This is a genomic window from Aliivibrio logei (assembly GCF_001691055.1).
Classification (GTDB): Bacteria; Pseudomonadota; Gammaproteobacteria; order Enterobacterales; family Vibrionaceae; genus Aliivibrio; species Aliivibrio salmonicida.
In genome coordinates this window covers 125,415-140,816 of the sequence record NZ_MAJU01000008.1, presented here as the reverse complement: position 1 = coordinate 140,816, position 15,402 = coordinate 125,415, and the positions used below count along the sequence as shown (strand labels likewise).

At 40.3% G+C, this 15,402-nt stretch carries 11 protein-coding genes and 1 riboswitch; of the genes, 7 read left to right on the top strand and 4 right to left on the bottom strand.

The features are described from left to right. Positions 1-47 precede the first annotated feature (47 nt). Both rbsK and A6E04_RS04780 read left to right on the top strand, forming a co-directional pair. Entirely contained in the window at positions 48-965 is a 918-nt protein-coding gene (gene rbsK, locus A6E04_RS04785; protein WP_065610225.1) for a ribokinase, read from the top strand. Between the two features lie 75 nt (positions 966-1,040). Next, entirely contained in the window at positions 1,041-2,042 is a 1,002-nt protein-coding gene (locus tag A6E04_RS04780; protein WP_012550063.1) for a substrate-binding domain-containing protein, read from the top strand. Positions 2,043-2,097: 55 nt separating this feature from the next. Here the strand turns inward: A6E04_RS04780 and A6E04_RS04775 are convergent, their stop codons facing one another. Continuing rightward, positions 2,098-2,952: a DNA ligase gene (locus tag A6E04_RS04775; protein WP_065610223.1), complete on the bottom strand. Its 855-nt coding sequence runs from the start codon at positions 2,950-2,952 to the stop codon at positions 2,098-2,100. Between the two features lie 369 nt (positions 2,953-3,321). Here A6E04_RS04775 and A6E04_RS04770 point away from each other — a divergent pair, with 369 nt between their 5' ends. Beyond that, positions 3,322-5,979 carry an ExeM/NucH family extracellular endonuclease gene (locus A6E04_RS04770; RefSeq protein ID WP_065610221.1) on the top strand — a complete coding sequence of 886 codons (2,658 nt, stop codon included), beginning with the start codon at positions 3,322-3,324 and terminating at the stop codon, positions 5,977-5,979. A 74-nt stretch (positions 5,980-6,053) separates the two neighbouring features. On the opposite strand, the gene A6E04_RS04765 is transcribed toward A6E04_RS04770, so the two are convergent. Beyond that, positions 6,054-7,523, bottom strand: coding sequence for an MATE family efflux transporter (locus A6E04_RS04765; protein ID WP_065610219.1), 1,470 nt, complete (start codon positions 7,521-7,523; stop codon positions 6,054-6,056). Between the two features lie 158 nt (positions 7,524-7,681). Next, positions 7,682-8,428 carry a hypothetical protein gene (locus A6E04_RS04760; protein ID WP_065610216.1) on the bottom strand — a complete coding sequence of 249 codons (747 nt, stop codon included), beginning with the start codon at positions 8,426-8,428 and terminating at the stop codon, positions 7,682-7,684. Positions 8,429-8,995: 567 nt separating this feature from the next. Beyond that, positions 8,996-9,101, top strand: a riboswitch (glycine riboswitch). Positions 9,102-9,197: 96 nt separating this feature from the next. Here A6E04_RS04760 and A6E04_RS04755 point away from each other — a divergent pair. Next, the gene (locus A6E04_RS04755) at positions 9,198-10,580 is read left to right on the top strand and encodes an alanine/glycine:cation symporter family protein (RefSeq protein WP_023603371.1); all 1,383 of its coding nucleotides are present in this window, start codon (positions 9,198-9,200) and stop codon (positions 10,578-10,580) included. Positions 10,581-10,975: 395 nt separating this feature from the next. After that, positions 10,976-12,661 carry a mechanosensitive ion channel family protein gene (locus tag A6E04_RS04750; RefSeq protein WP_065610214.1) on the top strand — a complete coding sequence of 562 codons (1,686 nt, stop codon included), beginning with the start codon at positions 10,976-10,978 and terminating at the stop codon, positions 12,659-12,661. Between the two features lie 78 nt (positions 12,662-12,739). On the opposite strand, the gene A6E04_RS04745 is transcribed toward A6E04_RS04750, so the two are convergent. Next, positions 12,740-13,381, bottom strand: a complete 642-nt coding sequence (locus tag A6E04_RS04745) for a LysE family translocator (RefSeq protein ID WP_012550384.1) — start codon at positions 13,379-13,381, stop codon at positions 12,740-12,742. A 221-nt stretch (positions 13,382-13,602) separates the two neighbouring features. Here A6E04_RS04745 and A6E04_RS21545 point away from each other — a divergent pair, with 221 nt between their 5' ends. Then, the gene (locus A6E04_RS21545) at positions 13,603-13,734 is read left to right on the top strand and encodes a hypothetical protein (protein WP_139078752.1); all 132 of its coding nucleotides are present in this window, start codon (positions 13,603-13,605) and stop codon (positions 13,732-13,734) included. A 127-nt stretch (positions 13,735-13,861) separates the two neighbouring features. Beyond that, the gene (locus tag A6E04_RS04740; RefSeq protein WP_065610212.1) at positions 13,862-15,346 is read left to right on the top strand and encodes a carboxypeptidase M32; all 1,485 of its coding nucleotides are present in this window, start codon (positions 13,862-13,864) and stop codon (positions 15,344-15,346) included. Positions 15,347-15,402: the final 56 nt, after the last annotated feature.

Sequence of the window (15,402 nt, the reverse complement as noted above, 5' to 3'; positions counted from 1 at the left end):
TAAGGCCAATTTTCCGGCAATTTTAAAATAAGAAACAAAGGCACATTATGAATAAATTAGTTGTTTTAGGTAGCGTAAATGCAGATCACGTTCTACAAGTGGCTTCTTTCCCTCGTCCGGGCGAGACGTTACACGGTCACAGCTATTCCGTTATTCCTGGTGGTAAAGGCGCAAACCAAGCGGTTGCTGCCGCTCGATTAGGCGCAGATGTTGCTTTTATTGCCAGTGTTGGTGATGACAGTTTTGGTCAACAAATGATTGAAGCATTCAAGTTTGATGGCATTAATACCGAAGCGGTAATGATCGAAGAGAACACCCCAACAGGTATCGCTATAATCCAAGTCGCAGCAACGGGCGAAAACAGCATTTGTATTTCAGCAGAAGCAAACGCACGTTTAACCGCAGAACGCATTGCACCTCATCATGGGTTAATTGAAGCGGCTGATACCTTATTAATGCAACTTGAAACCCCTATTGAAACCATCGAAAAAGCAGCACAAATTGCAAAAGCGGCCGGAACGAAAGTCGTATTAAACCCAGCCCCTGCTCAGCAATTAAGTGATGACTTATTACAACTTGTTGATATGATTACGCCAAATGAAACTGAAGCCGAATTATTAACAGGCATTGAAGTAACGGATATGGCAAGCGCACAACGCGCAGCAGATGCGCTTCATGCAAAAGGCATTGAAACCGTGATGATCACCCTAGGTAGCAAAGGTGTGTGGATCAGTAAAAATGGCAAAGGCCGTCAAGTGGAAGGCTTTAGAGTACAAGCTACCGATACCACAGGCGCAGGCGATACCTTCAATGGTGCATTTTTAACTGGCCTACAATCTGGTCGTAAATTGGATGATGCGATTAAATTCGCTCACGCGGCAGCGGCAATTTCAGTAACACGAATGGGTGCTCAAACCTCTATTCCTTCTATCACCGAAGTAGAGCGTTTTCTATTAGAGCATTGATCATTACTCTCTATTTCAGTGCCTTTGACTGCCATTAATAACGCAGTCAAAGACACAAACAAAGGATTGGATTTTATGGCAACGATCAAAGATGTAGCCAAACATGCCGGCGTTTCAACCTCTACTGTCAGCCATGTATTGAATAAAACGCGTTTTGTGAGTGAAGACATTTCAGATCGCGTCGCATTTGCGGTTAAAGAACTCAACTATGCCCCATCCGCATTAGCTCGCAGCTTAAAAGTAAATCACACGAAAACCTTTGGTATGCTCGTGACGACATCAACCAATCCTTTTTTTGGGGAAGTGGTAAAAGGCGTAGAGCGTCGTTGTTATGAGAAAGGTTATAACCTTATTTTATGTAATACCGAAGGCGATGCCGAACGTGTTCATTCAAGCTTAGATACCCTACTTCAAAAGCGCGTTGATGGTTTGCTTCTAATGTGTACCGAAATAGAGCATCAAGTACTTGAATTATTTTCTCGTTATCAAGCCGTTCCTACGGTGGTGATGGATTGGGGCTTGATTGATTTTCCAAGCGATAAAATTCAAGACAATTCTCATCACGGCGGTTATTTAGCGACAAAACACTTAATAGAACAAGGACACACAGACATTGGCTGTTTAACGGGTCCATTGAATAAACTGCAAGCGCAACAGCGTTTAAGTGGCTTTGTACAAGCAATGGAAGAATCAGGATTAACCATCAATAAAAACTGGATCGCCTCAGGAAATTTTGAATGTGAAGGCGGTGAAAGTGCATTTAACGCTCTTCATGCAAGAGGGGCATTACCAACCGCACTCTTTGTGTGTAATGACATGATGGCAATGGGCATGATTAATTGCGCGAGTAAAAAAGGGATTTCGGTGCCTAATGATATTTCAGTGGTTGGTTACGATGATATTAATATGGCGAAATACATCACACCATCGCTAACCACAATTCATCAGCCAAAGCATCGTTTAGGCCAACAAGCCGTTGATTCATTGTTAGAAAAGATTGCCACTAAATCTGATACTAATCGTGTAATTCAACTAGAACCGACATTAATGATTCGTGACAGTGTTAAAACGATTTAATATCAAGCCGCTAGCCGCATTAAAAAATAGAGTTTCTATCCATGTAGAAACTCTATTAATATTTTTCACGAACCGCAATATATCGCGCAAACTTAGGAATACCACTGTCCGTAAATCCGTTATAACGATAAGTCACTTGCTGCCCTAATATTGGTGGATTTTCTCGCACTTCATTGCTTAATCCGCTGCCAATCTTAAACTCTTGTCCATTTGGCATTTGCAATATTAACGCCCCGACCATCCCTTCAAATTTACCTTTTCCATCGGTATAACCCACAATAATCGCTTCGTCATCATAGTGTTTTTTTAACTTGATCAGATCATCACTTCTGCCCGCTCGATAAATAGAATCGAGCTTTCTAAGCATTAAGCCTTCGCCTTTATTCACTGCCATCTCTTCAAGGGATTTGAGTAAATCATCTTCACTGCTAATTGGGTGGTGTTCTACTAATTTAAGGTGGGGAGTTGCTAGGCCTTGCACCAATAATGATAAGTCAGAATAACGCTGAGGAAACATGCCAATAGAATGAGGAATATCAAACATCATGAACGTAATTTCTGCCCATAACTCATCATCAGGTTGGCTGTCTAATACGGTACTCGCTACTTGCTGAAAACCACCACGTCCGGCCCATAATTCACCATCAATCGCGTGCTTAGGAAGCGGCGCAATAAACCAATCTGGTGCCATTATTTTATGACCTTTACGAGTAAGTAACTCTGACCCCGTCCAATACGCTCTTATTCCATCGAGCTTTTCACTGACCCAATATTTATCAACCTCTATCCCTTCTTCATAGCTTGTTGCCAACAATACAGAAACAGGTACTGTATTAGATTTATCAAAAGAAAGCACGGGAGCAGAGAACAATCCGATGCCAATGAGTGTCGATAATGTTGATACTTTCATAGATACCTAGCTTAATGGTTTTTAATATTGATGTTTTCTATCATTGCATGTTGAACAACGATTTATCCCTAATTTAGTCACTTCTATTGCGCAATTTCGAGCTATATCTACATTCAATGTAACTACCAATTTTCTGGCATGATTACTTTTGCACAGCCTCTACATTAGAGCTCAACTGTTCAAATACTCACTATAACGATTCCTGTTAGTAAATTGACCTCTGCCAAATTTACGCCTCTCCACATCGTCTAAGATCTCACTATTCATGTAAAAGAAATGAATGTGACATATCAATATGAGAAGTTTAATCGATAGAAAAAACAAATAACAGTGAATCATTCATATAACGTGACTATGGAAAGCAGTGAAATGAAAACAACTCAATTAAAAACAACACTTGCAGCAGCTATTGGCTTAGCACTCTCAGGCAGCGCTTACGCGGATGTGATTATATCTCAATACGTAGAAGGCGGAAGTTACAATAAATCGTTAGAAATCAGTAACACAGCAGACAGTTCAGTTTCTCTCGCGGGGTATGTTCTTAAATCAAAATACAATGGTTTAAACGAATGGCAAAAGGATCTTGATCTTTCTGCCATTACGCTTGATGCAAAGAGCGTTTATGTCATCTCAAACAGTCGTGCCTCTGATGCGATCAAAGCCGTAACCAATAATATTGAAAGCATCGTAAATCATAACGGCGATGACACTTACATGCTGTTTAAAGATGGGATAGAACACGACCGTATTGGGGTCGATGGCGACGTAGATTGGGGCAAAGATAAGAGCTTTGTCCGTTCAACATTAAGTCCAAGTACAACATTTGATCCAACAATGTGGCTTGAGTTACCAAAAGACAATATTGATGGCCTTGGTACTTACCAAGAAGGCATTACTCCTCCAGCCCCTTTTGCTTGTGAAACCGATTCAGGCACGACCCCTACTTTTACGGAGATTAATGAGATTCAAGGTACAGGAAATAAATCGCCGTTAATCACGAGTGGCTTTATTTCAGACGACGAGTATTTTGTTCAAGGCATTGTGACTGCTCGGGGCGACAGTTTATTAAAAGGCTTTTACCTGCAAGGCCTAAACGATGACAATGATCCAAACAGCTCTGAAGGTATTTTCGTCAGTACTGGCAGCGCGCCTTCCCAAGAGATCCAACCGGGTGCATTAGTCTGTGTTAAAGCAAAAGTTCAAGAATATTACAGCCAAACACAATTAAAACCAGACACCAATAACGTCGTTGTTCAAGGTTCACAATCTCCTGTTGATGTCACAGAACTGATCATCAATGGGAATGAAACATTAGCAGATGCATTAGAGCGTCACGAAGGCATGCACGTTAAATTAACCTCTCATTCCGATTTACGAATTACGCGTAATTTCAGTTTTGATTACGACAGTAAACGCAACAATATGGTGTTGTCTCATGGTGCACCACTGTATAAACCAACTCAGTTATTTGCAGCCGAAAGTACAGAGGCCATTCAGCTAGCAAAAGAGAATGCTAAGCGTCAAATCACCATAGAATCAGACAACAAAGCCGCAAACGGAAAAGTGCCTTACTTCCCAGAGTTTGCCTCTGATATCGACCAAGATGGCAGTGCCGATTCTTACCTTCGTCTTGGTGCTAGAATTGAAGGACTAGAAGGAGTGGTTGCTTATTCTTACGGTCAATATCGCTTGGTTGCAAGTAACACCATCACACAAGAAAACATCATTACTAAAGCCTTAAATACCGATGGCTCTACGCTCTTCAATGTAGAACGTACTGACAAACCAAGCATTGATGATGAAGATTTAACTATTACCAGTTTTAACGTTTTAAACTACTTCACCTCTGTTTCTATAAACGGTGATGCAAACCCAACAGGTCAAAACCGTGGCGCAACAACAGCTGATGAGTTTGCAATTCAACAAGCAAAAATTCTATCGGCCTTAACCGCCATTGATGCTGACATTATTGGTTTGATGGAAATTGAAAATAATGGCTTTGGTGAAAACAGTGCCATTCATGATCTCACTGCCGTGTTAAATGCACAATTTGAAGACAAAGAAGATCACTATAAATACGTTGAGATAGACGCTGCGGATAAATACCAAGGTGAGTATTTAGGCTCTGACGCCATTATGGTCGCCCTGTTGTATCGTCCTGACAAAGTAAGATTAGAAGGTGATGCACGCGTAATAAAAACACCGGAGCAACACGTTACGGCAAACACCGTCACTCGAGATAACAACGGCACTATTGAATCAAACCCTGCGTATGATAAATACCAACGCCACAGCTTGGTTCAAGAGTTTATTGTAAAAGAAGCCAAAGAGCCGCTAACCGTTGTCGTTAATCACTTAAAATCAAAAGGATCAGAGTGTATTGAACAATGGCAGAACTTCAATGAAGACTCAGAAGCGCCTGACTTACAAGGCAATTGTAACCGCTTTAGAGTCTCAGCAGTAAAAGCCATTGGTGATGAATTAAGTACAGTTGAAGGCGATATTCTGATCTTAGGTGACATGAATGCGTATGGCATGGAAGACCCATTACTTACGCTGACAGATTACAGCCCAAATAAATACGATCGCGACATCTTTACGGCGTCTTATACCACTCTTGGAAACGATGCCGCCGGTAACCCTATTCCTTATGAAGAAACAGGCAGCCAAATCAAAAAAGGGTACGGATACCTTAATCTAAATACCTTGTTACACAGCACAGAAACCTTCTCTTATACCTACTCAGGGGAATTAGGTAATCTTGATCACGCACTTGCTAATGAATCTCTTGCAAAACGAGTCACTCAAATTGAAGATTGGCACATTAATGCCACAGAAAGTAACTTGTTTGAATACAGCTCAAAGTACACGGGTGACATGGCAAAATACAACGATATGTATTCGGCTTCTGACCACGATCCTGTTGTTATTTCTCTTGAATATGCAGGCTCACTCAACCTACTTGCTTTATCTTCACTCTTTGGTTTTGGCTATCTGCGTCGAAAACTAAACAAAGACAATAAATAAGCATATAAGGTAACAATAAAAATGGCGGCGTCTATATACTCATAGACGCCGCCATTTTTATTTTTCTTAGGTCGTTATTTTACAAGTAATGGCTTATTTACATCATCATTATCTTCAATTCCACTTTGCATAATAACCGCATCGTTATTACAAAATGGCGTCATGGTAACGCTAATATCGGCCAATGTGTCTTCTGTACACACCGCAGCGCAATGCTCTTTTACCATGCTGATAACGTGCAGTCTCAAGGCAATCAAACTGATTATCCCAAACACAATATTGCCTACCGCTTGCCCATAAAGTACGCCTACACCACCAAACCAGTGCGAACCAAAGTAAACAAAAGGCAATGTACCTAACGTCGCTTTGCTCAAATTAAGTGCGGTAGAATACAAAGGCTTACCTAGATTATTAAACGAGGTATTTGCAACAAACATTGCGCCATTAAAAATAAACGTAATCGCAATCACACTACAGAATGTCACCATGATTGTCGCCGCATCCCCTACTAAGCTAAATGCAGAGACGATGTAATCTTGTAGTAAAAAGAGAACTAACGAAACAAAAATACAATAAATAGCCGTGAAATAGAGTGAATTACGCAATGTATCTTTCACCCTATCAATCCGTTGCGCCCCAAAGTTTTGGCCAATGATAGGGCCAACCGCCCCTGACATTGCAAAAATAACCGCAAAAGTAACGGGAATTAATCGTCCAACAACCGCAAAGCCCGCCACAAAATCTTCCCCAAATGGCGCTAAGGTCGCAGTCACGATAGCATTGCCAATAGGCGTCGCAGTATTGGTGAGAATGGCAGGCGCGGCAATGGTTAAAATGGCTGGCGTATGCCTTTTGATCATTGACCATTCCGGTAATTTAACTAAATGGTGCGTCTTCACTAATGGGTACAATGAAAATGCCAACACGGTGATCCGAGAGATAACAGACGCTATCGCCGCGCCTTCAACATTCATCCCAAAACCAAAGATAAAAATGGGGTCTAGTATCGCATTCACAATACCGCCGTATAAGGTCGCTAGCATCGAACGCTTAGCGTCCCCAACCGCTCTCAATCCAGCGCCTGCCGCCATTGCAATCGCAATAATTGGTGTACTTGGTAATAAAATAGAGAGATACGCTTGAGCGCGCTCAGCCACCACACCTTTTGCTCCGATCATCGCCAACAGATCGGGAATAAAACAAAACATGATGACCGTAATAATCGTGTTTACAATAAAGGCGATGGCCAATGTACTGCTGGCAAGTTGTTTCGCTTTTTCATTTTCTTTTGCGCCTAAGGCTTTTGAAACCAACGCTCCCATCGCAATAGAAGAACCAATAGAGACTGACGTTGAAAAGAAAATAATGGTTCCGGCAAAACCGATAGCGGCAGCAAGTTCGACTTGCCCTAACAAACTGATAAAAAACATATCTAACAAGTCAACGACAAACAGCGCCATTAACCCAACGGAAGACGTTCCTGACATCACTAAAATATGTCTCATGGTAGACCCTTGGACAAATTTAGCGGATTGATTGCTCATACACCTCTCCCTTCATTACAACTTACAGCGTAGTATATTTTTTAAAATATGTGCGAATCACTTAAATGCAAGTCATTCTCATCTCAAATTTACGATACAAAAAAACCACAGCAACTGTGGTTTCTATGCGTCAGTAGCATTAGTAGTACCGAAGTGAATCACATACCAATACTTTCACTAATACTATCAATTTCTTTAATGTCCATTTGCAGTAATTGCAGTTCGTCTTTCAATTGAGAAATTTGTTTATTTGCTTTCTCTTGCTTCTTACACACATCCGATTTTGCGTCCCAGCTTTTACCTTCAAGGTAAACGGCACAATCTTTCGCGAGTTTCTTCTCATTACCACTAATGACATCAATCTTAACCTGTAAATCACCCGCTTCTTCTTTCAACTGCAGTTGACGTTGAAAAAGCTGTTTCGAACGCGTTAGCATTGTGATTTGCAGATCAACTTGATTTGTTAATTGGTCAATTTGTTTATTTTGCTCTTCAACTTGCATAGATAAAGAGGTTTTCTTCGATTTAAGCGCTTTCACTTCTTTACTTAATGTCGTGTATTTCTTTGCTTCTTCAGCGACTGCTTGTGCTTTTTGCTCGTCTAATTCTTGTTTTTGTGCTTCTAACGCTTTTTGTTTTTCTTGTGCAATCAACACATCAACTTCGGCACTTTTCGTGCTCGCGTCTTTTAATTGACCTTGATAGTCTTTTGATTGAGATTCGAGTTGAGTGTAAGTCTCTGACCATTTGTTATCAGAAACACTTGAACCAATTAATCCACCCGCAATCAAGCCAATCACTAACGTTACGCCAGCAACCCAATGGCTTGATTTAGATTTCTCTTCAATGATTATTACCTCATCATCGTGCTCAGTTTCATTATTGTTTTTATTTTCTACACTCACGCGCTAACCTCGAACAATGGATATTTTTCTAGTGTAGCTATAAACACCACACTTTGTGTTAATGACAAGACAATTTACCGAATCAATTCACTAATCATGATATATGCCACATAAATCACAACGCCTGATATTGATGTATAAACCACCGATTTTTGCACCTTCTCGTTACTTCTAAATTTAAAAAGTAATATCGCTAATGCAAACAGTAAAATAATGACCGCAATTCGTAACATAGTACACCTCGCTTTTCTTCTACTTTAGCACACTTTGCCTTGCTAATTGTTTGAGTTTTAGCGGTTTCCCTAATTAAGCAAACGATTCCATCCTTCTTCTTAACTCTATATTTAAATAACTGATCTTGATTAACAAAAATCCCATTGATTTGGCTAAAAAACATGATAGAGTTCACACATAAATTTTGAGTCGTACAGATAGAAATTTATACAATTTGTTGATCCGATGAAGACTGCAGGAGAGCGGCAACGCCATTATTTGGCAACGCCCACCGAAGAAGTAAATCTTTCAGGTGCCTAATTCAAAACCATGAATAAGGTGAGGACTGTAGTTGGAGGAATCTCTGGAGAGAGTCGTTAAATCGACCGCCGAAGGAGCAAGCCCTTATCTGAAAAATGATAAAGGTGAAACTCTCAGGCAAAAGGACAGAGGAGAAAGTGATCCGATTAATCTCGGCTCTATACTATTGCCGATCTTTCGGTTTTGGTACACCACTCTCTCTTCTCCTTACTATATGCTTTATTAAGGGGAAACCATGAACACCTTGCACAACACACTTGTTACCGTTGATAACTTCATTTGGGGTCCACCTCTATTGATATTATTGGTTGGTACAGGTATCTACTTTACGTTCCGACTTCGTATATTCCAACTACGTCATTTGCCAACCGCGCTTAAAATGGTCTTCTCAAAAGAAGAAAATGAAAGCAAGGGGAAAGGCGATGTTTCAAGCTTTGCCGCTTTATGTACTGCACTCTCTGCCACTATTGGTACGGGTAATATTGTTGGTGTTGCAACCGCGATTAAAATGGGTGGCCCAGGCGCTCTATTTTGGATGTGGCTTGCTGCCGTTTTTGGTATGGCAACAAAATATGCAGAATGTTTACTGGCGGTAAAATTCAGAAAAACCGACAGCAACGGCCAAATGATTGGCGGCCCAATGTATTACATTGAGTATGGCATGGGCAATAAATGGCTCGCTAAACTTTTTGCTTTATTCGCGTTAGGCGTGGCTTGTTTTGGTATCGGCACTTTTCCACAAATTAACGCCATTGTTGAATCCGCGCAATTAACCTTAAATTCACCCGCATGGTTAACTGGCGGTATTTTAACCGTATTGGTAGCGATTGTGACCCTTGGCGGTATTCAATCGATTGCTAAAGTTGCAGAGAAAGTCGTCCCAACGATGGCGGTGGTTTATGTTGTGTCTTGTCTTACGGTATTAGTGATGCAAGCAGAAGCCGTACCTGCGGCTCTTCAATTAGTCATTACGTCTGCATTTACAGGAACCGCAGCCACTGGTGGCTTTATCGGTGCCTCTATTATGCTGGCCATTCAATCTGGTGTTGCTCGTGGTGTATTCTCAAACGAATCGGGTTTGGGTAGTGCTCCTATCGCTGCTGCCGCTGCAAAAACAGATTCTTGTGTTAAGCAGGGATTAGTATCGATGACCGGTACGTTCTTTGATACCGTGATTATCTGTACAATGACAGGCTTAACATTGATTGTTACCGGAGTCTGGCAAGGTGATGCTGCGGGTGCACTAATGACCACACAAGCTTTTGCTATTGGTTTAGGCTCAGACCAAATTGGCCCTTACCTTGTGTCTGTCGGTTTGATGTTCTTCGCCTTTACGACCATTTTAGGTTGGAACTATTACGGCGAACGTTGTGTTACCTATTTATTTGGTAATAAAGGGGTTTTACCTTACAAAATCATTTTTATCTCTTTAGTGGCTTCAGGTGCTTATATGCATTTAGACACTATCTGGGTGATTGCCGATATTGTAAATGGCTTAATGGCGATCCCAAATTTGATTGGTTTAATCGCGCTTCGCCATATAATTATTGAAGAAACGCACCTTTTCTTTAATCAAACAGACAATAAGAAAAAGAAATCGGTATTAACTAACGCATAGAAATGATGCATATATCACAGTGTGATTATTTAACTGTTATTTGACACATTTCCTTAACCTTTAGTTGGTCAAAGTATCATCTAAACTTGTTATGATCACCTCGTACTTACTGAACGAGGTGATATATGGAAATATTAACTCTGGTACTTGGATCTGTTATTCTTGTTATGGTTGCTGGCTTTGCTTTTTCATTTATCAAAGCCATTATTACTGAACTCAAGCGACTCTAAGTAACGTGTTAACAAGAAAACAGAACCCTTCAAAAGCAGCATTAATTGCTGCTTTTTCACATCTGTGACAAAGCTTTATTAAAAATACCTGCCACTCCCGATGCATTTTATCTACAATACTACTTTAAGTTACATTGACCCACCCTTTACGGTCATAGAGGTAATATGCGCTATTTACTTTGTTTTCTTCTTTTATTTTCATCCCTTACCTATGCCAATGAAACTCAAGACATCGAGCAATTACAAAATATTAATGCTGAAATTGCACGACTAAAGCAAGAGTCGGCCTCATTCAAAGGCAATGACTTAGCGGTTATTCGCGTGCAGCAAGTAGAAAAAAACAATGAACTCAGAATCGTTCTGTCTGAGTTAATCAACAAGCACACCGCAGAAAATACGCCACTATTGGTGAGTGAAGTTGAAGATCAAATTCGTTATGCTGATCGTTCTTTTCTCTATTTAGGCAAAGAGCTGAAATCAAAAAAAGATAAAATAGATACGGCGGATGTCGAGCATAAACTCGCTTTACAAAACACATTAAATGAATCAAGAAGTTATTATTACACTTCCCTCTCAGATCAACTTCAAAATTACCGCTGGTTAAACAAACTCGGCAAACCAAACCAAGCAAAAGTCGATGCATTCAAGTTAGTTATCGACCAAAAAATTAAGTTTCTGTCTGCCTCTTTGAGTTTTGATTCAAGCAGAGAACAGCTATTAGCGGATCAACTTCAGCGTTCGTCTGATTCAGAGAAATCCTCTCTGACCTTAGAGCACCTCTTCTTTCAAAGAAAAGTGACCAACTCAACGGATGGGTTAATTAAACTGATTAACATTGCTGACCAATTAAATATCAGCACGACAAACTACAAACGTCAGGTCTTTGCCACTACGGGCAATTTAACGGAAGATATTTTAAGCTTTCCCGTGATTGCCGCGATTTTAAGTAATTGGATCACCGACGGCAGTAACTGGTTATTCAAACACGCACCTGATCAGCTCTTAAAATTCTTTGTCTTTATCTTAATCATTTTTGCCACTCGTTTATTAGCAAGGCTGACTCGACGTGTGGTACTCAAAGCCGTTGTTCAACCTCATTTACGTATGAGTAAATTGATGCAAGATTTCTTTGTTTCGATGTCGAGTAAACTGATTTTCTTCATTGGTATTCTCATTGCCTTTTCTAAAATTGGCTTGGATTTGGCTCCGGTTCTCACCGGTTTCGGTGTTGCCGGTATTATTATTGGTTTTGCATTGCAAGATACGCTATCCAACTTTGCATCAGGCATGATGCTGCTGATTTATCGCCCGTTTGATGTGGGTGATTTAGTGGATGCAGGGGGCGTATCAGGAAAAGTGAGTCACATGAGTTTAGTAAACACCACGATTAAAACGTTTGATAACCAAATTATCATCTTACCCAATAGTAAAATTTGGGGAGACGTAATAAAAAACGTAACTCACGAACGATTACGCCGTGTCGATATGGTGTTTGGCATTGGCTACGAAGACAGCATCGAACACGCTGAAAAAATCTTAGCCGAAATTATTGACGCTCACCCTGCGGCCTTAAAAAAACCAGAGCCTAATATTCGAGTACATACTCTTGGTGCCTCATCGGTTGATTTTATTGTACGACCTTGGGTAAAAACCGAAGATTATTGGGATGTGTATTGGGATGTGACTCGTGAAGTGAAATTGCGCTTTGATAAAGAAGGGATCTCGATTCCTTTTGCTCAACAAGATGTGCATGTACATTTTGCTAAAAAAGCGAAGAAACCAAAAGCAACAACAGGGATAGCGGGAAAGCTGAGTAACGTCATTGACTCTGTTCGATCAAAAGACAGCTAAACCATCCCATAAAAAAGAGCATCTTAAATTAGGTGCTCTTTTCAAGAATAGCATTCTTATTTTATCGACATCATCAATTTATTTTGAAACCAGCAAATTGAAACCCAAGGCAATTAATACTCCCCCCGTGATCCTTTCAATTCTTTTTGTAACCGTTGGGCTAGACATAAACTGCTTTGCTTTTTCAACCAACAACGCAATCCCTCCCTGCCAACACATCGCAATAATAAAATGGATGCTCGCCATCAATAAAGATTGAAGAAACGCATTATATTCAGGGTTAATAAATTGAGGCAATAATGCCAAATAGAAAACCGCCGTTTTGGGATTTAAAATATTAGATAAAAAACCCTCTTTAAACGAAAGCGTTAAAGGTATGTCTTCATGCGACACGTTCTTTTCTATCGTCAGCCCTGCCCCTGCTTTAAACGTACTTCTTATTGATTGAATGCCTAACCATATCAAATAGATAGCACCGATGGTTTTTATCACCGTAAACAACTCAGAAGAGCTGACTAGCAACACTGACAAACCAATGGCTGACATAGTGGCATGCACAAACAAGCCACAACAAATACCAAAACTGCAAGTAATGCCGTCTTTCCAGCCACCACGCGTGGTATTACGAATAACCAGAGCAGTATCCAACCCCGGTGTCATCGTTAATAAGAGAATAGCGATAAAAAACGCCCAAAAATCAAGAATCACGTTAATGTCCATTTAATTGTGAGATTAATTAATATATCGGTTTTTCTTTTAATTACTACTTAAAATTAATATCAATTATAAAACAGAGTAATTACTCGACACATATATTTACATTTAACTTATTTGTCTCGTTTATATAAAATAACCCAAATATCGAACCATTTGACCTGAATACGAAAGTTATTTGGAACCAAGATCGATAAAGTACGCACATCAATCGGGGGAGATAAATAATGAATCACGTAACGTTAGAATATCAAGTAATGGGCATTGGCAAATGGGTTTCAGCAACGGTATCCGCTGAAATCGCAAACAAACTCGCGGAAGAATACAAATCTTATGGATGGCCAGTAAAAGTAAGCTAATTTACTTTCATATTCATAACCAAATTTTCAAGCCTCGTCATAATGATGAGGCTTTTTTATTTGAAAAATAACCAACTAGGGAGTTACAATTTAACGATATTACTAATAATAAAAATAGGGACGCCTCATGAGCCATTATCAGAAACTCGTTCAACATCATTTGAAAATTTCTCGCTTTGAACACCTCTCCGCTATTTGTGGTTGGGATCAAGCCGCTGTTATGCCATCGGGCGGTAATGAAGCACGATCAGAAGCCATGGCAGAGCTGTCTGTTCACCTACATCAACTTGGTAATGCCCCACAATTAGCTGAATGGTTTACTAACGCAGAATCAGAATCTCTTTCTGAACATGAACTCGCTAGTCTGCGTGAAATGAAATCTCAATGGCAACAAACCACAGCATTACCAGAGAAACTGGTTCAAGCTCAATCCCTTGCAGGATCTAAATGTGAGCATGCATGGCGAACACAGCGTGGAGAAAATGACTGGGCAGGATTCAGTAAAAACTTTGCCGAAGTTGTGGCTCTTTCTCAAGAAGAAGCACAAATTCGAGCCGACATTTCAGGATTAACACCTTACGATGCCATGCTTGATTTGTATGAACCGGGCACAACCACGGCAAAATTAGACATCGTCTTTGATAATGTAAAAACATGGCTTCCGACTCTTATTCAACAAATCCAAGAGAAACAAGCAACTGAATCTATTTATCTTCCAAAAGGCCACTACCCTACAGAGCAACAACGCCAATTAAGTTTAGATGTAATGCAGTTGCTTAAATTCGATTTCGATCATGGCCGCTTAGATGTCAGCATGCACCCTTTTTGTGGTGGTGTTCCGACAGACGTTCGTATTACCACACGTTATGATGAAAATGATTTTGTTCAATCCTTAATGGGCACCGTTCATGAAACGGGTCACGCTCGTTATGAACAAGGCTTACCAAAAACGTTTGCAGGGCTGCCTGTTGGCCAAGCTCGCTCTATGGGTATTCATGAGTCTCAGAGCTTGTTCTTTGAAATGCAATTAGGTCGTAGTCAAGAGTTTATCTCTCAACTGTCTCCGTTAGTAACGAAGAACTTTAGCAATGCTGACCAAGCCATCTTTGAACCGACTAACCTCCAAGCCATTTACACGCGCGTAAACCCTGATTTCATCCGTGTTGATGCTGATGAGGCAACTTATCCTGCTCACGTTATTCTTCGTTATGAAATTGAGCGAGATTTGATGAACGGTAAAATCAGCTATAAAGACATCCCTGAGTTGTGGGATACAAAGATGCAGCAGTACTTAGGCTTATCAACTAAAAACAATTACAAAAATGGCTGTATGCAAGACATTCACTGGACAGACGGAAGTTTCGGATACTTCCCAAGCTACACTCTCGGCGCAATGTACGCAGCCCAATTTATGGCAGCAATGAAGCAAACCGTAGATGTAGAGAAAGCCACATTAAGCGGCGATTTAAACCCTATATTCACTTGGCTATCAGACAATATCTGGAACAAAGCATCGCTGTTCTCAACCGATGAGTTAGTGAAGCAAGCGACAGGTGATGTACTGAATGCTAATTTCTTTAAAGATCATTTAGAGAAGCGTTATTTGGGATAAGAGCGAGAAGCTTATTTTTAATTTTGAGTAATTAAAAGAATGGATGTAGTTATTGG

Coding starts and splice junctions, on each gene's coding strand:
- rbsK (WP_065610225.1), top strand. CDS start 48: ATGAATAAATTAGTTGTTTTAGGTAGCGTAAATGCAGATCACGTTCTA.
- A6E04_RS04780 (WP_012550063.1), top strand. CDS start 1,041: ATGGCAACGATCAAAGATGTAGCCAAACATGCCGGCGTTTCAACCTCT.
- A6E04_RS04775 (WP_065610223.1), bottom strand. CDS start 2,952: ATGAAAGTATCAACATTATCGACACTCATTGGCATCGGATTGTTCTCT.
- A6E04_RS04770 (WP_065610221.1), top strand. CDS start 3,322: ATGAAAACAACTCAATTAAAAACAACACTTGCAGCAGCTATTGGCTTA.
- A6E04_RS04765 (WP_065610219.1), bottom strand. CDS start 7,523: ATGAGCAATCAATCCGCTAAATTTGTCCAAGGGTCTACCATGAGACAT.
- A6E04_RS04755 (WP_023603371.1), top strand. CDS start 9,198: ATGAACACCTTGCACAACACACTTGTTACCGTTGATAACTTCATTTGG.
- A6E04_RS04750 (WP_065610214.1), top strand. CDS start 10,976: ATGCGCTATTTACTTTGTTTTCTTCTTTTATTTTCATCCCTTACCTAT.
- A6E04_RS04745 (WP_012550384.1), bottom strand. CDS start 13,381: ATGGACATTAACGTGATTCTTGATTTTTGGGCGTTTTTTATCGCTATT.
- A6E04_RS21545 (WP_139078752.1), top strand. CDS start 13,603: ATGAATCACGTAACGTTAGAATATCAAGTAATGGGCATTGGCAAATGG.
- A6E04_RS04740 (WP_065610212.1), top strand. CDS start 13,862: ATGAGCCATTATCAGAAACTCGTTCAACATCATTTGAAAATTTCTCGC.